Source organism: Pseudomonas paeninsulae, from assembly GCF_035621475.1.
Taxonomy (GTDB): Bacteria; Pseudomonadota; Gammaproteobacteria; order Pseudomonadales; family Pseudomonadaceae; genus Aquipseudomonas; species Aquipseudomonas paeninsulae.
Window position 1 is genome coordinate 4,434,029 of sequence record NZ_CP141799.1, and the last position, 19,939, is coordinate 4,453,967.

12 protein-coding genes and 1 pseudogene are annotated in these 19,939 nt (G+C 64.3%); 6 read left to right on the forward strand and 7 right to left on the reverse strand.

All coding sequences use genetic code 11. From position 1 onward, the window contains the following. Positions 1–42 precede the first annotated feature (42 nt). Positions 43–1,161: a GGDEF domain-containing protein gene (locus tag VCJ09_RS20475; RefSeq protein WP_324731884.1), complete on the forward strand. Its 1,119-nt coding sequence runs from the start codon at positions 43–45 to the stop codon at positions 1,159–1,161. Positions 1,162–1,296: 135 nt separating this feature from the next. Here VCJ09_RS20475 and VCJ09_RS24910 read toward each other — a convergent pair whose 3' ends face one another. The 4 genes and pseudogenes from VCJ09_RS24910 to pbpC form a co-directional block, all read right to left on the reverse strand. Further along, positions 1,297–2,034 (reverse strand): methyl-accepting chemotaxis protein, encoded by a 738-nt coding sequence (locus VCJ09_RS24910; RefSeq protein WP_407693053.1) that lies wholly within the window; start codon positions 2,032–2,034, stop codon positions 1,297–1,299. A 129-nt stretch (positions 2,035–2,163) separates the two neighbouring features. Further along, positions 2,164–3,228: pseudogene (locus VCJ09_RS24915) on the reverse strand (HAMP domain-containing protein); the annotation flags it as partial. Between the two features lie 130 nt (positions 3,229–3,358). Continuing rightward, the gene (locus tag VCJ09_RS20485; protein WP_324731886.1) at positions 3,359–5,125 is read right to left on the reverse strand and encodes a diguanylate cyclase; all 1,767 of its coding nucleotides are present in this window, start codon (positions 5,123–5,125) and stop codon (positions 3,359–3,361) included. Positions 5,126–5,279: 154 nt separating this feature from the next. Further along, on the reverse strand, positions 5,280–7,568 hold the full coding sequence (pbpC, locus tag VCJ09_RS20490) for a peptidoglycan glycosyltransferase PbpC (protein WP_407692987.1): 2,289 nt from the start codon (positions 7,566–7,568) through the stop codon (positions 5,280–5,282). A 571-nt stretch (positions 7,569–8,139) separates the two neighbouring features. Between pbpC and VCJ09_RS20495 the strand changes: the two genes are divergently transcribed. The 3 genes from VCJ09_RS20495 (at position 8,140) to VCJ09_RS20505 (ending at position 9,930) form a co-directional block, all read left to right on the forward strand. Then, complete coding sequence (locus VCJ09_RS20495) at positions 8,140–9,099, forward strand: collagen-like domain-containing protein (RefSeq protein WP_324731887.1); 960 nt, start codon at positions 8,140–8,142, stop codon at positions 9,097–9,099. Between the two features lie 20 nt (positions 9,100–9,119). Further along, positions 9,120–9,422 carry a hypothetical protein gene (locus VCJ09_RS20500; RefSeq protein ID WP_324731888.1) on the forward strand — a complete coding sequence of 101 codons (303 nt, stop codon included), beginning with the start codon at positions 9,120–9,122 and terminating at the stop codon, positions 9,420–9,422. Positions 9,423–9,636: 214 nt separating this feature from the next. Beyond that, positions 9,637–9,930 (forward strand): hypothetical protein, encoded by a 294-nt coding sequence (locus VCJ09_RS20505; RefSeq protein ID WP_318962401.1) that lies wholly within the window; start codon positions 9,637–9,639, stop codon positions 9,928–9,930. A 76-nt stretch (positions 9,931–10,006) separates the two neighbouring features. On the opposite strand, the gene VCJ09_RS20510 is transcribed toward VCJ09_RS20505, so the two are convergent. Together VCJ09_RS20510 and VCJ09_RS20515 are read right to left on the reverse strand one after the other, a co-directional pair. Further along, the gene (locus VCJ09_RS20510) at positions 10,007–14,911 is read right to left on the reverse strand and encodes an alpha-2-macroglobulin family protein (protein WP_324731889.1); all 4,905 of its coding nucleotides are present in this window, start codon (positions 14,909–14,911) and stop codon (positions 10,007–10,009) included. Positions 14,912–15,210: 299 nt separating this feature from the next. Next, the gene (locus VCJ09_RS20515; protein WP_324731890.1) at positions 15,211–15,675 is read right to left on the reverse strand and encodes an aminoacyl-tRNA deacylase; all 465 of its coding nucleotides are present in this window, start codon (positions 15,673–15,675) and stop codon (positions 15,211–15,213) included. A 193-nt stretch (positions 15,676–15,868) separates the two neighbouring features. Between VCJ09_RS20515 and VCJ09_RS20520 the strand changes: the two genes are divergently transcribed. Both VCJ09_RS20520 and VCJ09_RS20525 read left to right on the forward strand, forming a co-directional pair. Beyond that, positions 15,869–17,239 (forward strand): MATE family efflux transporter, encoded by a 1,371-nt coding sequence (locus tag VCJ09_RS20520; RefSeq protein WP_324731891.1) that lies wholly within the window; start codon positions 15,869–15,871, stop codon positions 17,237–17,239. A 39-nt stretch (positions 17,240–17,278) separates the two neighbouring features. Beyond that, entirely contained in the window at positions 17,279–17,734 is a 456-nt protein-coding gene (locus tag VCJ09_RS20525) for a DUF2214 family protein (RefSeq protein WP_324731892.1), read from the forward strand. A 223-nt stretch (positions 17,735–17,957) separates the two neighbouring features. Here VCJ09_RS20525 and speA read toward each other — a convergent pair whose 3' ends face one another. Continuing rightward, positions 17,958–19,871, reverse strand: coding sequence for an arginine decarboxylase (speA, locus tag VCJ09_RS20530; protein WP_079203279.1), 1,914 nt, complete (start codon positions 19,869–19,871; stop codon positions 17,958–17,960). Positions 19,872–19,939: the final 68 nt, after the last annotated feature.

Consider the following 19,939-nt stretch of genomic DNA (forward strand, 5'->3'; position numbering starts at 1 on the left):
CGTTCGACTAGGCTGAAACTGTACCTTTCGAGTACCGCGTCGATGAAGCCTGAACCTGCGGCCTCCAGCACCCGCTTCAGCTTGTGGCGGGAGGCCAGCGATACCCATGTCCGCTCCAGGTTTGCCGGCTATTACTACCTGCTCGCCTGGGGCCTGCTCTGGTTCACCAGCAGCGCCCCCTGGACGAACCTCTGGGCGTGGGGCGGCGGCAGTCTGCTGTTGCTGGTGTTTTTCGCGTTGCGCAGTCGCCATCGGCCATCCGCACAACTCGACCCGACGCAACTGCAGCGCTGGCTGGATTTACACTGGCTGGCCATCCTTCTCCAGTCGATGACCTGGGGCCTGATGCTGGCGGGCCTCCAGCTACACCCCGAGATAGTCGCCTCGCACCTGTTGATCATGCTCAGCGCAGTGGTGTTCGGCACCGCCCTGGCGTTTACCTTCCCGATGCGCATGGGCCGTTGCGCACTGGCCATCCTGCTGACCTACCTGCCCAGCACTGCGGTCAAGTTCCACCTGGGCATCGGCGACATCGGCGAATCCGTGGCATTGGTGGCCTACCTGGGCTATCTGGCTCTGTTCCTCTATCGCTGGAACCGCGAGTACTGCATCGGCCTCGAACGCGAACTGCGCCTGCTGCTGCACGGCGAACAGCTGGACCGGTTGAGTCGCACCGACGCCCTGACCGAACTGGGCAATCGTTATCAGTTCAACGCGCTGCTGCCCGGCTGGCTGGCCAACGCACGCCGACAAAACAGCCAGCTGACCCTGGTGCTGCTGGATATCGATTTCTTCAAGAGGGTCAACGACCAGTACGGCCATCGCACCGGCGACCTCTGCCTGCAAGCCTTCGCCGAACGCATGCGCCAGGGATTCCGCCGCGACAGCGATACCCTGCTGCGCCTGGGTGGTGAGGAGTTCGCCGTGCTGATGCCCGACACCGCACTGGTGCAGGCCATCCCGCTGGCCGAGCGTTTTCGCGCGTCGTTGGCCGCGCAACCGCTGCAAGTAGAGGCGCAGGAGCTGCCACTGACCTGCAGCCTCGGCATCGGCCAGTTCCTGCCACTCTGCGACGACTCGGCGGAAAGCTTCTACAAACGGGTCGACGACGCCCTCTATCGGGCCAAGGCCGGGGGCCGCAATCGGCTCGAACTGGCCTGAGAGGCGGTGAAACCACTCCCGCCTGCTGCGACCGCCTCGCAGCGGCGTGCGAACCCGCTGTCCGCCGCTCGACCCGGCGCGATGCTTTTGCTTGTTGCGCGAACTGCGCCCACTATCGCCGCGGGCCGTGCGTTACTAGAGCCTGAAACTGCCCATCTGCCGGGCCAGATCATCGGCCAGGCAACTCAGGGTCTGGCAGTCCTCACGACAACTGCGCACTTCGTCGGCGGTGGCATGTGCCAGGTCGGCGATGCCCTGGACGTTACGGGTGATTTCCTCGGTGACCGCCGACTGCTCCTCGGTCGCCGCCGCCACCTGAGTATTCATGTCGCTGATGGTTTCCACCTGTTCGGTGATCGCACCCAGCGATTGACCGGTGCGCTGACTGGCCTCGACCCCGGTGCCCGTCGCCGCCTGTCCGGCATGCATGGAGATGACCGCGGTATCCGCGCCCTGTTTGAGGCGCTGGATAATCTGCTGGATTTCGTCGGTGGAACGCTGGGTACGGCTGGCCAGGGTGCGCACCTCGTCGGCCACCACGGCGAAACCACGGCCCATTTCTCCGGCGCGCGCCGCCTCAATCGCGGCATTCAGCGCCAGCAGGTTGGTCTGCTCGGAAATCCCGCGGATCACCGCCAGCACCTGATCGATGGACCCCACCTGTTGCGCCAACTCGCCCACCGCCGCGGCCGCGCCGCCAATGTCGGCGGACATCCGTTCGATATGTTCGATTGATTGACCGACCACCACACGCGCCTGCTGCGCCTCGTCACGGGCACCGTGCGAGGCCTGGGCGGCGCGGTTGGCATTGCGCGCGATTTCCTGCACGGTCAGGCCCATCTCATGCACCGCGGTGGCGACCATGTCGGTCATCTCCCGCTGCTGGCCGGCGCGCCCGGCGGTGTTCTCCACCACCCGGGCGACCTGCCCGACCGAGCTACGCAAGCGTTCGCTGGTGGCCAGGACATCGACGATCAGGCTGCGCTGACTGCCGATGAAACTGTTGAAACCGCGGGCCAGATCGCCCAATTCGTCGGCGCGCGACTCGTCCAGACGGCGGGTCAGATCGCCGCCGCCGCCACCGATCTCCACCAGTGCCGCCGTGACCTGGCGAATTGGCCGCACTAGACCGCGCGCCAGCAACACCACCAGGCCGAGGAAAAACACCGCCACGCCGCCGCCGATCAGGCTGCTCAGCAGCAGTGCCTGACGCGCCTCGGCATAGATTTCCGCCTCGGGTATCTCGCTCACCAGCAGCCAATCAAGGGTTTGCAGCGGCTGGGCGATGGCCAGGAAGTCCTCGCCATCACGCTGGAAGGACACCGCATCACGGCCTTTGGCCAGCAACTCGGTCGCCGCCTGGCCACCGACCAGTTGGCCGAGGTCGCGACTGTTATTGAACTCGGACTGCGGGTGCACCTTGACCTTGCCGTCCGCGCTGACCAGATAGACCCGGCCAGCTTCGCCGAAATGGAAGTTGCGAATCATCTCGGACATCGCGCTCAGGCTGAACCCCAGACCGGCCACCCCAAGCGTCTTGCCTGCGGCGACAACACGCTGGTTGATGAACAGGGTCGGTTCGCGAGTGGTCTGGTCGATGTCGATATCCAGCGAGCGTGCCTGGCCGCCATCGACGAAACCGTAGAACCAGTTATTCTCGGCCGGGCCGCGCGCCAGGCTGCGATCGAGGCCCTTGCCGGTGAAATAGTGACCGCTATCCAGGCCAACAATAAAGGTCGTCAGGGCTTTTTGCTGCGTTTGCACAGCGCTCAGGTAGCGCACGAACGCGGCCTGTTGGGCGGCGTCCTCGCCTTGCTCCAGCCAATCCACCACCAGGCTGTTCTCGGCAATGCCACGGGCCGCGGTCAAGGGTTCGGTCAACACTCGCTCGAGATCGTTACGGATGGCCAGGATACTCGCCGGCAACGCCTCCTCGACCAGATAGCGCTCGGCCAGACGGTTGACCACTGCCGAATAAATGCCCACCACGATGAGGATGCTGGCGAGCAACGCCGCGCCCATACTGAGGATCAGTTGCCACTGAATGCTGCGCTGCCAGAGATGCATGGAAAGCCTGCCGTTTTATTGTTGTGAGTAGCCGGAAAAATTGCATACAGTATTGTGCACACTTTTAAAGACTGTGACAGCCATTAGCAATTATCGAGCACCCGTCACGACAGCCGGATGAGCAACCAACTCACGACGAATACAGCACGACCCCCTGCTTACCACTGCGTTTGCGCTGATACATGGCCTGATCGGCCTGACGCATCAGGGTTTCGATATCCGGCTCGATGCCGTCGCTGAAACTGATGCCGATGCTGGCACCAACCCTGACGCTTTGATTCTGCAGCGCCACCGGCAAACTGATGACCTGCAGCAGGCGCTCTGCCAGCCCGAGGACTTCCTGCCGGTTGTGGATGCCTTCGCTGAGCAAAATGAATTCATCGCCGCCCAGCCGGGCGACCAGATCGCTGCCGCGGGCAAACTCCTGCAGCCGCGCGGCAACCTCGATCAACACCCGATCCCCCGCCGCATGCCCCCACTGGTCGTTGATGTCCTTGAAGCCATCCAGATCGATCAACACCAGCGCCAGCAACTCGCCGCGCCGCCTGGTGCGCAACATCGCCTGCTGCATATGGCTGGCCAGGGCGGCCCTGTTAGCCAGCCCGGTCAGCGGATCCTGCATGGCCTGCGCTTCCAGCTGGGCATTGGCTTCGGCCAGCGCTTCGGTGCGTTCGGTAACCCGTTGTTCCAGCACCTTTTCCTGGTGCAGCGCGGCAGCCAGCGCCAGCTTCTGCGTCTCTTCCTGCAGCCGCTTGAGTTGATTGAAGCGCGCCGCCAACCCCAGTGAGAGCAACAGCATCTCCATGGCCGAGCCAATCTGCATGGCGTTCACGGTGATGAAATTAGATGGGATCAGAGCGAAATTACGCAGCGCCAGCAGGGTGCCGCCGACCAGCAGCACCAACCAGGCCAGTACGAAGATCCGCGCTCCCGGCACTCGCTTGACCACACAGATGAGCCCGCTGACCAACAGCACCAAACAGGTGATCAGGCCGACGATAGACATCAGTTGCAGGGCTCGTTGCACGTCGATCAACAGCGTGACCAGGGTCGCTAGAGCGGCCAGAAAGGCCCACACGCCCAAGCAACGATCGAGCCTTGGCGCCCGCCGGGCGGTACACAAAAACGCCTGGGCAAACAGCACCCCGAGCGTGGCCGCCAGACTGATGCCCAAGGGCAGCAGCCGATTGCCCAGCGTGCCCAGATTGGGCCACAGGTACTGGCCACCCAGGCCGTTGATGGCCAGCACGCCAACCCCGAAGCTGGCGACAAAACACACATACAGAATGAACGAGCGCTCGCGCAACACCGCGAACAGCAACAGGTTATAGCTGCCTAATGCCAGCAACGCGCCGAAATACAGGGCCAGCAGCACATAGCCTTTCTGGCTGTATTGCTGAAAGCCCGCCGCCGACCATAGCTGGCTATCCAGGGTCAGACTGCCTTCGGAATGGGCGAGGATGAACAGCCGGCGCTGCTCGCCGGGCGCCAGGCGCAGGGCGAAGATAGGATTTCGATGGCCGATGCTGCGCTCACTGTAGGCCAGGGTATCGCCAGAATGCTGGACCTGGATGCCGTCCGCGCCGACGCTGTAGAGGCTGACCCGGTCAAGCGAGGCATAGCGCATCTCGATCAGCCAATCGGTGAGTTCGTCGGCCGCGGAGACCAGGTCGAGGGTCAGCCAGAGATGATCTTGGGTATAGCCGAAATTCAGATCGCGGCGCTCACTGGCCGGGCGGAACTGCTCGGTCTGCTGCAGAATCTGCTCGATCTGCAGACTGCGCTCCGGGTCGCGCAGATAGCGGATGTAAGGCTGCAGAGCGATGTCTGACTGATGGCCATCGACGATCAACGCCTGCGCCTCGGCCGCACCAACAGGGCTGGCCAAAACCAGCATGCAAGCCAACAGACGCAAACAGGCCCAAAGACCAGCAATCGCGAACTTATCCGGCAAAGCCGACGCTCCCATAGCAACAGGCCTGCAATAGCATCGTGCCAGCCCTGAGCTTTGAAGATAGCTCAGCCGGCCGCCGGACGCTCCAGGCAAACGCCTACTGACCCACACTGAACTCCAGGCGCGCGGTCTGGCCGCTCTCGTCCAGCACACTGAGCTGGTAACGGCCACTGCGGCTGAAGGCGTGGTTGAAGTCGGCCGCGGCCGCCGTCTCACCCAGCGGCTGGCCATTGACGAACCACCAGCGGCGGCCCGCGCCACCGAGGGTCGCAAGGCGCAGGCGCAGCGGCTCGGCACTGCCCGCCGGGCGACGCAGGCGATCACCCTGGCGCACCCCGACAATCGACAGCGCCGCGACCCGGCTTGCCCCGTGCGGCGGGCAAGCCGGGTCGCTAGCAGGCAAGCGCGCACTGCGCCGTTCGGCACGCGGCAGCCAGGGCTCCAGGGCAGCCGGCCACAGCAGCAACGCGTGCGGCTTGGCCCCCAGGCAGTTGGCCGCGACGCGCAGCCCCGCCGCGTTCAACCAGAGCGGTTCGCGCAAGCCCAAGCCGAGCGGCTGATCGAGCGCCTGCAAAGTCGGCGGCGTGGTGCCAGCCAGGGTCCAGGCGAAGCGCTGACGGCGGCAGTTGGGGTCGGCCTTGGCCAATGGCTGGCCCAGCGGCCAGCAGATCGCCGCCACACCGACCGCGGCCGGTTGCGGATCGGCCGGTACAGCGAGACCGCGCTGGCTGTCGCGGTTGACCAGCAGGTCGTGCACCTGCAGCAGCAGCGGCGCGGCCGAGGCCAGGCCGAATTGACCGGGCACCGGGGTACCGTCCGGCCGACCGACCCAGATGCCAATGACATAACGCGGCGCCACGCCGATCGCCCAGGCATCGCGAAAGCCGTAGCTGGTGCCGGTCTTCCAGGCCAGGCTGGGGCGCTGCACCAGCTGCGCACGCGGGTCGCGATCCGGTCGGGCCTGGCCGCTGAGAATGCGCCGCACGATCCAGGCCGCCCCGGGCGACAGCAGGCGCCGCTCCAGCAGCGCATCCTGCGGCTGGAAACGCAGACGTGCGGCCTTGCCGCCGCGGGCGAAGGCACTGTAACCGCTGACCAGGTCTTCCAGGCGGCTGCCGACGCCACCGAGGATCAGCGCCAGGTTCGGCTCGGCCAAGGGAGGCAACGCCAGCGGTACGCCGGCGCTACGCAGTTCGCCGGCGAAGCGCTTCGGCCCGTAGGCTTCCAACAGTTGCACCGCCGGCAGGTTGAGCGAGCGGGCCAGCGCCTCGCTGGCCGACACCGCGCCGCTGAAACCGGCGGCGAAGTTGCCCGGACGGTAATCGCCGTAGCGTCGCGGCACGTCCTGCAGCAAGGACTCGGAATGAATCAGCCCGTCATCCAGGGCCATGCCATACAGGAAGGGTTTGAGCGTCGAGCCGGGCGAACGCACGGCGCTGATCATGTCGACATGGCCGAAGCGTTTGCCATCGCCGATATCCACCGAGCCGAGGTAGGCGCGCACCGCCATGCTTGGCTGCTCGACCACCAGGATCGCCGCCGAGGTGCGCTCCGGCAAGCGTGCGCGCCAGCCCAGCAGCAAGTCTTCCAGGCGTCGCTGCAGCGCCGCATCCAGGGTCGTGCGAATCAGCGGCGGGCTGCCGGCCCGGTTCAGCCGCCGCGCCAGCAACGGCGCCAGGCGCGGTTCCTGCCGCGGCGCCAGGAGTACCGGTTCCTGCAGTGCATCCTCGATCGCCGACTGCGGCCACACCTCGAAACTCGCCAAGCGCTTGAGCACCTTGTCCCGCGCCGCCTGGGCGCGTTCGGGGTGACGATCCGGGCGCAGGCGGCTGGGCGCCTGCGGCAAGACCGCGAGCAACGCCGCCTCGGCGCGGGTCAACTGGCTCGGCGGTTTGCCTAGATACGCCCAACTGGCCGCAGCCACCCCCTGCAGAGTGCCGCCGAAAGGCGCACGGTTCAGGTACAGGCCGAGGATCTCGTCCTTGGACAGGTGCCACTCCAACTGCGCCGTGCGCCACAGTTGCTTGAGCTTGCCGGCGTAACTGCGCGTATGCGGATCGAGCAGTCGCGCCACCTGCATCGACAAGGTGCTGCCGCCGGAGACCAGCCGTCCGCCACTAAGGTTCTGCCAGAGCGCGCGGCCCAACGCCAAGGGATTCACCCCCGGATGCCGATAGAACCAGCGATCCTCATAGGTCAGCAGCGCCTCCAGATAATAAGGCGAGACCTCAGAGGGGCTGACTGGATAGCGCCACACCCCGTCGCGGTCGGCGAAACGCCACAGCGGCGTGCCATCCTCGGCCAACACCACCCGGGCCAGATCGTCCTCGGGCAAAGGCAGCGGGAACAAACGATCGGCCAGCCACAGCGTCGCTAATACCAGCATCGGCAGAGCAGCTACCAGCAAAAGACGGCGACGCCCCTTGCCGAGCGCCAACGCATGCCACCACCCCGCCCACTCGATCAACAGCCTAACCTCATGAAATAAAGACACTTTCCCCGTATTAGCGGCGACTCGCCGCTCCGCGAAAAGTCATATTAATGGCGCCACAGAGTAGCTATAAAAACACGAAACAGACCGATCGTCGGATTACTGTCGCAAAGTGATTTTTCGCTCGACACCCGGCTTTACAGAGCATCGGCGCCCGCCTAAACCAATAGCATACTGACATCACGGCAAGTAGGCCGCTCGCCCAGATCAGTTGCCACGCAAACCAGGCATCACTCTCATAACACGACAGCAGAGGTTACCGCGAAGGCGGCAACCCTTGGGACGATTTCGCCTCACGGAAGGCTGATCAGGAAGATCAGCGGCGAACTCGACAGGTTCGGTTGGAGCAGTTGCCTTTCAACTTTTCGACAGGACATTGATCATGGAAAACCGTTACCCCGTTGATTCGCAGTACCCGGTGGCGAGATCGACACTGGCCAGGCTTGCCCACAGATCTGCAGCAGCTATGCCTGCAGCCCTTATATCAATCACGCTGCTCGGCATCAGCGGAACGGCGCTGGCCGACCACGATGTGACTCATGCCGTAGCCAACCTCAAAGGCGGGGTAGGTGCCCTCGAACAGCGCATATGGGATTGCGAAAATGGTCGCGGAGGCTGCGTCCGCGCCAAGGGAGACAAAGGCGATACAGGTGAAACCGGACCTCTGGGACCGCAAGGCATCCAAGGCGAAGCCGGGCCGCAGGGACTGCAAGGCATCCAGGGTGACCAAGGTATCCAAGGGCCACAAGGCGACAAAGGTGATACAGGTGAAACCGGACCTCTAGGACCGCAAGGCATCCAAGGCGAAGTCGGCCAGCAGGGACTACAAGGCATCCAGGGTGACCAAGGCATCCAAGGGCCACAGGGCGACAAGGGCGATACAGGTGAAACCGGACCGCTAGGACCGCAAGGCATCCAAGGCGAAGTCGGCCAGCAGGGACTACAAGGCATCCAGGGTGACCAAGGTATCCAAGGGCCACAAGGCGACAAGGGCAATACAGGTGAAACCGGACCGCTAGGACCGCAAGGCATCCAGGGCGAAGTCGGCCAGCAGGGACTACAAGGCATCCAGGGTGACCAAGGTATCCAAGGGCCACAAGGCGACAAGGGCAATACAGGTGAAACCGGACCGCTAGGACCGCAAGGCATCCAGGGGCCACCAGGCGTACAAGGTGAAACCGGTCTGAGCGCCTGGGAACGCAAGGACAGCAGCTGCACCAGCACGGGCGGAGCGGTGACCTGCACGGCCACCTGCAGCAACGGTAAGAAGGTATTGGGTGGTGGCGTCAGCAACACCAATGGCAATTGGCAGGTCATCGCCAATTACCCCGCCTCCGACACGAGTTGGACGGCGACCCTGAGTCGCTCGAGCAGCGCAGCTTCGACAACCGTAGTCACCTACGCCCTATGTGCACAAACCAACTAATGCGCCTCAGGAGGATAGTCATGAACACCTATTGCATTGCTACCTGGACCACCCTGGCCATGTTGTTGGCCGGCCCCGCGCTGGCCAATCACTGCGGGCCGCAATTAGCCGAGGCGCAAAGTGCGCTCAACAGCCGCGACAGCGTCGAAGTCAACGTGCTGGATGCCGTATCGGCGCTGCTGCCGACCGCCAGTCAGGCCTGCCAACAGGAGGAAGCACAGCTGGCCAGCGCCGAGCCCGGCTCGCCCATGCTGGAGCCAGGCTATATCTCTGTCGGTCAATCCATGCTGATCAACGTCAGTGCCTTGCTCAGCGGTCAATAACCCTTAGCCCAGCCCCCGTTCAACCTGGGGGCTGGGCATACCTGGGTCCGCCTGTGCAACCCACCTGCAACACACCTCCTATCCCACCAACTTCACCAGCCAGCCAATCAAGCAGCGCAGTTGTCGCAGGAATGGCACACTAGCGCCTATCTGCGACCCGGCCAAACTTGGCCCTCTAGCGTCGCGGCATTATTGATAGGATTGGAACTCGGGCATGAGTGTTGAAGGTTTTTTTGAATCCCTCGGCCAGGCGTTCGGCGCGGTCATCCGCTTTATCGTCGAAGGCCTGAGCGGGTTCCTCGGTATATTTGGCGATGCGTTCGGCGGCTTTATCGATGGCATGTCCAAGGCCCTCGGCATTACTCCGTCACTGCTCGGCGTGGTCGTGCTGGTAATTGGCCTGCTGTTGCTCTACGCCGCCGTGCGCGCCTTTTTGCGCCGCTCGATCATCGCCGGATTGATCTGGTTGTTTTTCGGCCTGTGGCTGCTCGGTGGGCTGATTAGCTAGCGACTGCCATTCACCCGGATTGCATCCGGGCTACCAGAGCAATCCGTAGCCTGGATGTAATCCGGGAAGTTTTATATCAACGATCCCTGACCACCATCCTGCCCGGCGTTTCACCCAGGGCCTGCCAGTTCGGCCGGTACATGGACTCCACCTGCGGTGGCGGCACGCGGTAGCTGCCGGGGGTGACGGCGCGGGCCAGGTAGAGCAGGTGGCTGGTCTCGTAGGCGCTGACATCCAGTGCGGCGACATAGCGGTCGCCACGGAATTCCTGGTGCTTGATGTTGGCGTTGTGCATCGCCTTTTGCCATTCCTGCACCGCGCTGCTGGCGTCTTCCAGGCTGGCGGCGCTTTGCGCGAGGTTCTGGTTTTCCAGTTCCAGGCCGGCGGGCAGCAGGTCGACCACCAAGGCATCCGGCACCCGCTGCTTGGCCGCCACGGCTAGATGCACCAGCACCAGTTCGCCGCTTTGCAGCGCGGAGAGATCCAGCGGACTGCCGTCCATAGCCAAGTACTCGCGGTAGATGCTGAGGTTGTCACCACCTGCCGCTGGCGCCTTGGCCGGGTAGCCGGAAAGGGTCAGCTGCTGATACAGCGGTTCACTGCCCGGGTTAGTGATGCTCATGGCCGCGGCCAGTTCGCTAGCGTCCAGCTTGAGACCGGGCTGGTTATTGCTCAGCTCGAACTCGAACGCACCGCTGTGCAGGCCGACATGCCAGTTCGGCTCCGGCTTACCGAGCAGATTACGCCCGGCCAGGTACAGCGAATTGCGCTCTTGGGTCGACAGCCATTGCTGGCCGGACACTTCGTCGGCCAAGGCGAACAGGCGTGCCTCGCGACTGCCCGCAGCCAGCTCATGTTCCTCCAGCAAGGCCAGAATCAGCGCCTGATCACGCAGCGGGCTGCCGTAGTCGGCCAGCCAGTTGTCACGCTCGCGGCTGCGCGCCAGGCCAGCGGCCAAGACATCGTCGGCGCGAGGTTGATCGCCCATTTTCTGCAAGGCTACGGCCAGATGTACCAGCGGCAAGCCGGACAGCGCGTCGCTACGGCGCTCGTAGAGGCTGCGCAAGGCACCGAGCGGCGCCTGTTGGCTGCGCGCCAGCACGTATCCGGCATAAGCCTGCACGGCGAAACGGCTGTGATTGGCGTTGTCACTGTAGTTGACCTCGATCAGATTGCGCTCCTGCACATAGCGCAGCAGCCGCTCGCTGGCCTTTTTCAGCGCCTCGCTCGGCACGCCGAAACCCTGTTCGCGGGCGCGCAGGAGGAAGTCGGTGACATAGGCGCTCAGCCAGTATTCCTCGTCACCGTCAGCGCCCCATAAACCAAAGCTGCCGTTATGCCGCTGCATGCTCAGCAGCCGTTCGATGCCCAGTTCGATAGCGCGCCGGCGTTGCTCGTCCGATTCGCCCTCCAGGCCCAGGCGCTTGAGCGAAGCCGCATCGGCATACAGTGACGGATACAGGCCGCTGACGGTCTGTTCCAGACAGCCGTAGGGATAGGCCTTGAGCGCACGGATCTGCTCGCCGAGGTTGAGCGGCGGACGACTGGAAATCGCCAGACGCGCCTCCAGCCCGGCCGGTTCGAAGGCCTCCAGCGCGCCGGCCGGCAGGATCCAGGCCTGATCCTTGAGCACTGCGCGAAAGTGTTGCAGCTGCGCCGGATAGGCCGGGCGAACGCCCAGGCTCCACTCGCGACTGAACGGCGGCAGGTCTTCGCCGGGCAGAGTTAACCCCTGCACCGTGACCTTGAGTCGCCCCTGACCGAAGCCACCGAGGGCGCGCACAGGAATTCGCAGAATGCGCCGCTCGCCATCGGCCAGGTTGAGGGTAGTCGCTGCAACGGCCGGCTCGATCAAGCTCAATTGGCCCTCGACACCGAAGTGCACCTGCAGTTGCTGGGCCTGGCCAGACAGGTTGTTCAAGTCCAGGGCCAGGCTGGTTTCGTCGCCACCGGCGAGGAAACGCGGTGCCGACAACTCGGCAATCAGCGGCGCAGCGACCAGAGTCTTGCCCTCGGCCATGCCGTAGCGCTCGTCGCTCCAGGCTTGCGCCATCAGGCGCAGCTCGCCATTGAAGTCGGGGATGTTCAGGCTGACTTCGCCCTCACCCTGCTCATTGAGCTGCAACGGCTGACTCTGTAACGCAACGATCAGCACGCTGGTGTCCGGGCGTTTGCCGCCGCCCGCCAGGGCCGCGTCACCGCCGAAGGCCAGCTTGGCCAGCCGACCCTGGCCGGCTTCGATCAGTTGCCCGTAGACGTCCAGCTGGTCAGCACCGTAGGCCTTGCGGCCGAACAGGCTGGCGAAAGGGTCGGGCGTGAGGTAGTCGGTGATGTTAAGGATGCCGGCATCCACCGCGGCGACCAACACCTGCACCCGCTCCGCCACGCTGCCATCGGCATTGCGCGCTCGCACCTTGACCTTGAGCGGCTGGTTCGGCCGCATCTGCTCCGCGGCGTGCAGGCTCAGCGCCAGCTTGCGCGGCGCACGCTGCAGCGGCAGATGCAGCAGGCCGACCGCGCGCTTGGGCGTGGCGTTGCTCTTGCGCTCGCCGGGGCGGATCACCAGGGCGCTGACGTACAGATCGTGACGCGCCCAGTCCTTGGCGATCGGAATCGCGAAGGCCTTGCCCTCGGCCGGCACTTCGATTGCCTGCCACCACAGCGGGCCGTCGCTGGACTCGACCAGCAGATAACCGCTGCCGCCGGCAGGCGGCGTAACCGTGACCGTGGCGGTTTCACCGTCGACATAGGCCGGTTTGTCCAGCGCCAGCTTGACCTGATCCGGGCGTACCGCGCCGCCGTCGGCGTTGTCCTGCCAGCGGTAGCCGGCCCAGAAGCGCAGGCTGCTGAGCAGGCCGGTCTGAGCGTCGATCACTTCGATACGATAAGGCCCCCACTCCACCGGGAAGCTGATCTTGGCCGTGCCGCCAGGTGCGACCGTGAGGGTTTCTTCGTTGAGGGTGAGGAATTTCTCGTTGTAGTTATGGCTCCAGCCATCGCTGTCGGAGAAATTCCAGTAGTAGTCGCGGCGCTCGCGAATCAAGCGCACGCGCAGTTGCTCGGCGGCCAGTTTGTTGCCGGCGGCATCGGCCACCAACACCTCGAACTCGGCCAGGCTGTCGGCGTCGACCTGCTCGCCATCGAACAACCCGCGCACGCCCGGCAAACGTTCTGCCGGCCATACCGGCTGGACCAGCCGGCGGGTAATGGCGCGGCCACCAGACTCCTGCAAGCGGGCTTGCAGGATCAGTTTCACGGGTGACTTGGCCTCAGCCCAGCGGCTGTCGATGCTCAGACTGGCCTGGCCTTGCTCATCGAGCTTGACCTCGTCCAGCTCGATGTCCTGGTTGAGTTCCTCCTCGGTGAGCGAACCGAACTGATAACCCGGCAGGCTGGCCACCGCCTCGCGCAGCGGCCGTACGTAGAGCTGACCGCCGAGGCGATTGCCGGCGGCGGGCGCGCCATACAGGTAGCGTCCGCTCACGGCGAAACGCGCGCTGGCGCTTGGCGTGAACGGCAGCTCGCTGCCCTTGAGTTCCAAGGCCAGGCGTTCGGGCAGGAAGTCTTCGACCGCAAATTCATACAACTGCGGCTTGCCGTCGCCGAGATCGAAGAGCAACTGCCAGCGCCCGGTCGGCGCCTCCTCGGCCAGCTGCAACGGGTATTGATAGAGGCCGGAAGCGTCGGCCTGCCAGACGAACTTGCGGCTGACCTGTGCGTCCGGCCGGCGCACCTCGACATGCACCGGCTGCGCCTTGAGCGCGCGGCCGTCGGCATCGCGCAGCAGGGCGTTGAGCAGCACGGTTTCGCCGGGGCGATAGAGGTCACGCGGACCGAACACGAAGAACTGCAGCGGATGCGCCTGCGGGCCGGTGATGTCGAACTCGGCCAGGTCCAGCGCCGGGCCGTTCAAGCGCAGCAGACTGGTCTGCTCACCCAGGTGCGCCAGCAACACTTCGGCCTTGGCCGGCAGCGGCAGCTCGGCATGCCCGGCGCTGTCGGTCTTGCCCTCGGCCAGCAACTGGCCCTTGCCATCGAGCAACTCCAGCTCGACCTCGGCCAACGCCTGGCCGCCAGCCAGGGCCTGGGTGAACACGTCCAGGCGATTGCGGTAACGGTGGGCGGACAGGCCGATGTCGCTCAGGGTGAACAGGGTGGCTGGCTGCGAATAGCTGTAGTTGCCGGCTTCGCGCATTACCGCCAGGTACACCCCGGGCTGCTTGAACGGCGGCAGACCGGCAATCGGCAGGAGCAGGGTTTCGCGCGTGTTGCGCGGTGGGTCGAGGTCGAAGCGCCCGCCGTAGACCAGTTCGGCCATTGGTAGCAGCGAGCGTGCTTCCCAGGTGTCGAGAGCGCTGCTGTTGCCCCAACGGCTGAGAAAGCTCGGCAAGGACTCGGGTTTGATGCGAAAGAACTCGACGTTGACCTTGTCGACGTTCAGCGCGATCACCGGCAACCCTTCGGCCAGACGGGTCGGCAACAGCGAACCGCGGCTGGCAAAGCCGACACTGGCTTGCAGGTCGCGGGTCTGCAAACGGCTGACATGCTCACCCGCCAATTGCTTGCCGGTCAGCGCCTGCAGCCCGCCATCCACCGTCAGCACCAGCTTGCGCTTGGGCTGCAGATGGCGCAGGCGCAGTTCCATCAGGTTGTCGCTCAGCTCCCAGGCGCCGTCGACCTTGCCGCTTTTACTGTCGACCAGGTGCACGCGTTCGGCGAATTTCTGCTGCGGCTCGAGCGGCACGGAAAAGCTCACGGACAACGCGCTGGCGCCATCTACCTGAACTTCGGAAACATCCACCACGCTCAGCTCGCGCCCGGCATAGCGCTCGGCCAACGCCGCGCGGTCGCTGACCGGCGTGGCCGACTCGCGACTGACCGCGGCGGCGTTCGGGCTGACGTTGGTAGGTTCGGGAGTGGAGGAATCACAGGCGCTGAGCAGGCTCAGGACAAGTGCCAGAAACAGTCCTTTGTTCGGCATTGCAGGCTCCAACAAAATGGCAGGCGCAGAGGCCAATCACTATAGCCGAGTCGCCCTGGAGCGACGAGACCGGCGCAGCAAAACTGCACATGCGGCACGGTTGCCGTACAGCAACCGGGTCATAGGCTCGAGCGCAGAGGCGGTGAAGATACCGAACGCCGTCGCGAGGCTATCTCCAGCTGTTTGCGGCAAGACGCACTGCGCAAAAAACGGGGGGATTGTGTGAGCTGAATAACCCCATTTTTTGCGCAGCACAACGTCAGCAGCGGCCGCGGTAGGCGGAAGTTTTTCACCAGCGCTCAGGCGCAGAGGTCGCACACCTTGGCGTTGGGCGCCAGTTTGAAGAACTCGTCGACCGGCATGTGTACCAAGTTTTCGTGATCCCCGGCTTCCAGGTAGATGTCCTGCTGACGCACCAGCATCGGATCGATCAGCATGTCGAGGCCATAGACCTCACCCAGCGCCGGTATCGCGCCGCGCTCGCAATCCTTGAACAGGTTCACCAGCGCCTGTTCGCCACTGAGCTGCCAACGCCGCGTGCCCTTGTGCACCTTGCTCAGATCCAATTGCCGATTGGCCGGTAACACGGCCATCAGATAATGCCCGCGCCTATCATCGAGAATCACCGATTTAGCCATTCGTGAAGCGGGAATCCCGGCCTTGCGCGCCGACTCCAGGCTGGTCGCCGAGGGCATGTGCTCGACCAGCTGGAACTGACAGTGCGCCCGCTGCAGGCTGCGCTCCAGAGTTTGTGCCATATGCATGAGCCACCTCCTCGACCGCTTGCTTCGCGGTAATTGCTGATTCCCCTTTGCAAGTTTAGTCAGCCTGGGTGCCTACGACGCCGCAGCCAAGAAACGCTTGCTGCTATAGCGCGGCAGGCATAGTCGAAAAAGCACTATCGAATCCGCAAGCCGCCGGCACTGCCCCTATAATCGGCATTTTCCCGGAGTCGCCATGTCCGCACTGCTCGATGCCTGGCAGCACGCGCCCACCCACAAACGGGTCTGGGCCCTGGCAGCGCCGATGATTTTGTCCAACCTGTCGGTGCCGCTGGTGGCGCTGGTCGACAGCGCAGTGGTCGGCCACCTGCCGCATGCCCATCAACTGGCGGCAGTGGCGATCGGCGGCAGCCTGTATACCCTGCTGACCTGGGCCGTGGGCTTTCTGCGCATGGGCACCACCGGTTTCGCCGCCCAGGCCGCCGGCCGGGAAGACGGCAGCGCGTTGCGCCAGGTGTTGCTGCAAGGCCTGCTGCTCGGCGGGCTGCTGGCGTTGCTCTTGATCCTGCTGGCGCTGCCGTTCAGTGCCGCCGCGCTGAGCCTGATGCAACCCTCGGCGGAGCTGGAGGCGCTGGCCCGCAGTTATTTCCAGATCCGCCTGCTCGGCCTGCCAGCGGCGCTGGCCACCTATGCCCTGATCGGCTGGCTACTCGGCACCCAGAACGCCCGCGGGCCACTGGCGATCCTGCTGACCACCAACCTGCTCAACGTCGCCCTCGACTTGCTTTTCGTGCTCGGTCTGCACTGGGGCGTGGCCGGCGCCGCCTGGGCCTCGGTGATCGCCGAATGGAGTGGCGCTCTACTAGGTCTATGCCTGACGCGCCAGGCCTTGCGCGCCTATGCCGGGCAGATCGACTGGTCGGCGCTGCGCCGCTGGCTGAACTGGCGTCCGCTGCTGGCGGTCAATCGCGACATTTTTATCCGCACCCTGGCGCTGCAGGCGGTGTTCTTCCTGATTACCGTGCAGGGCTCGCGCTTGGGCGACGTCACGGTGGCGGCCAATGCCTTGCTGCTCAACGGCCTGCTGCTCACTGCCCACGCCCTCGACGGTCTCGCCCACGCGGTGGAAGCACTATGCGGCCATGCCCTCGGCGCCCGTGACCGCCAGAGTTTGCGCCGCAGCCTGATAGTCGCGGGCGGCTGGTCGCTGCTGGCCAGCCTCGGCTTTGCCCTGTTCTTCCTGTTCGCCGGCCACTGGTTCATCGGCCTGCAAACCGATATCGCCCCGGTGCGCGCCCTGGCCCTCGACTACCTGCCATACCTGGCGCTGCTGCCACTGCTGGCGGTGTGGAGCTACCTGCTCGACGGCCTGTTCATCGGCGCCACCCGCGCTCGCGAAATGCGCAACGCCATGCTCCTGGCTCTCGGCCTGAGCGTGCCGCTGGCCTGGTTGCTGCAAGCCTTGGGCAATCACGGTCTGTGGCTGGCCTTCCTCTGCTTTATGCTGCTGCGCAGCCTCTGCCTGGGCACCTATGCTTACCAACTGACGCGCGACGATCGGTGGTTCACCGCAGTTCCGGCGCGATGCGCGCGTCCCACCGGCTGACGGCAACCGACTCACGCAGCAACCTGAAAGGAATCCACCATGGGCGAAGCCATAGCCGCCTACCTGCACTACCTGTCGATCTTTCTGCTGTTTGCCCTGCTGACCCTGGAGCACCAACTGTTCAAACGGCCACTGGATCTGCCGCGTGCGCGCAGCCTGATTCGCGTCGACATCGCCTATGCCCTGTCAGCTGGCCTGGTATTGGCCAGCGGCGCCGCGCGCCTGGTCTGGTATGGCAAAGGGCTGGCCTACTACCTGCACAACAGCCTGTTCCATGCCAAGCTCGGCCTGTTCATCCTGATTGCTTTGCTGTCGATCCTGCCGACCGTGGTCTTCCTCAACTGGCGCAACGACCTGAAGGCCGGCCAGGTGCCGCAGATCAGCGCTCGCCTGGGCACGCTGGTGATCATGACCATTCGCCTGGAGTTGCTGTTGCTGCTGATCCTGCCGTTACTGGCAACGCTGATGGCCCGTGGGTTTGGCGTGACCGGGTAAGCCTGGGGCAGGTTCGGAGGGCGATCCGCGCGGGACGCAGCGACAGCCAGGCAGAGGAGTGTTAAGCCACCCAACTGCGCTGTACAGCCTGCAACGAATGACGCCCAGCTTGATTGTGCTGGGGTGGCTGTTATGTAACCCGGATGACATCCGGGCTACATGCAGCGCCGCTGTTAGCCTGGTGCACGGCTAGCAACGGCGCACCCTCCGCGAAGCCCGCGGATCAGGACGACAGGTAGGACGAGCGGGTCAGGCCCAGGCGCAGGGCGTCGAGGAACTGGGTGCGCTCGCGGGGGCTGATCTTGGCGCTGGCGACCTTGTCGCGGTAGTGGGTCATCAACTCCTCCGGCGACAGGTGCACGTAGCGCAGCATGTCCTCGATGGTGTCGTGGGTCTCGATCCCGGCGTGGTACACGCTGCCATCCTGGTTCTGGTAGATGTTCACCGAGTCGGTGTCGCCAAACAGGTTGTGCATGTCGCCGAGAATTTCCTGGTAGGCACCGACCAGGAAGATCCCCAGCAGATAATCCTCACCCTCGCGCACTTCGTGCACCGGCAGGCTGGTTTCGATGCTCTGCTCGTCGACGTACTGACGGATCTTGCCGTCTGAGTCGCAGGTCAGGTCTTGCAGCACCGCACGGCGCATGGGTTCTTCGTCCAGGCGGTTAAGCGGCAGGATCGGCAGCACCTGGCCGATGGCCCAGGTGTCGGGCAGACTCTGGAACACCGAGAAGTTGCAAATGTACTTGTCGGCCAGCTTGTCGTTGAGCTCGTCGAGGACCTGACGGTGCGAACGCTGACGCGCCTTGAGCGAGTTGTGCAGGCGCCGGCACAGGGCGAAATAGCATTGTTCGCCCAGGGCCTTCTCGACCAGGCTGATCTTGCCATCGGCATACTGGCTGGCGATATCGCTCATGTAGTGAGTAGCGCGCCAGTAGGTCTCGGTGACCATCTCGATATCGGTCGGGCCGAGCAACTCGACCAGGTACTGCACGGTTTCCGGCAGGCTGGTGACATCTTCGATCTGCGGGATCTGGTCGTTGTGTTTCTCCACGTCGGTGACCTGCACCACCAACATGGCGTGGTGCGCGGTCAGCGAGCGGCCGCTCTCGGAGAAGATATGCGGGTGCGGCAGCTCCTGGGCGTCGCAGAACTCTTTCAACATGCCGACCACCACACCGGCGTAGTCGTCCATGTCGTAGTTGATCGAACTGGCGTTGCGCGAGTGGGTGCCGTCGTAGTCGACACCCAGGCCGCCGCCGACGTCGATATGATCGACCGGCAGACCCAGGCCACGCAGCTCGCCGTAATAACGAATGGCTTCCTTGAAGCCGTGCTGGTAGTCGGCCAGGTTGGCGATCTGCGAGCCCATGTGGAAGTGCAGCAGGCGGATGCCTTGATCCAGCTTGGCCGCGCGGAAGCGCTCGACCACCGACAGCAACTGCGCCGCCGACAGACCGAACTTGGACTTCTCGCCGCCGGTGTCGGCCCACTTGGAAGAGGCCAGCGACGATAGGCGCACGCGCAGGCCGATCTGCGGGGCGACCTTGAGCTCGGCCGCCTCCTCGATCACCAACTGCACCTCGGATTCTTTCTCGATGACGATAAACACGTTGTGGCCGAGTTTCTGCCCCATCAGCGCCAGCTTGATGAACTCGCGGTCCTTGTAGCCATTGCAGACAATAGTGCCGCCCTTCGGCGCCAGCGCCAGCACGGCCATCAGCTCGGGCTTGGAGCCGGCTTCCAGGCCGATGGAGACGTTCTGCGTGGCGATGATGTTCTCGATCACCGCTTCCTGCTGGTTGACCTTGATCGGGTACAGCGCGGTGTAGCAGCTCTGGTAGTCCAGCCGCGCGATGTTGGCGTCGAAGGCACCGGTCAACTGGCGCACGCGGTCCTGCAGGATGTCCGGAAAACGCACCAACAGCGGCAGGCTGAGGCCAGTCTGGCGCAACTCATCGATCTGCGCCGACAGGTCGAAGGGCGTGCTGTCGGGGCCATTCGGGCGAACTTCGACGCGGCCCTGGTCATTGATCGCGAAATAACCCGCGCCCCAATGGCGAATGCCGTAGACGCTGCGGCTGTCCGCTACTGTCCACTGGCTGCCGTCATCTTTGCGTGTGCGTCGTGCAGACATCGAGGTCTCCCTTGCTGGCGATTGAAGCCCCGGATCAAGCGGGGCCCGTGCAGATTAAAGTCTGGAAA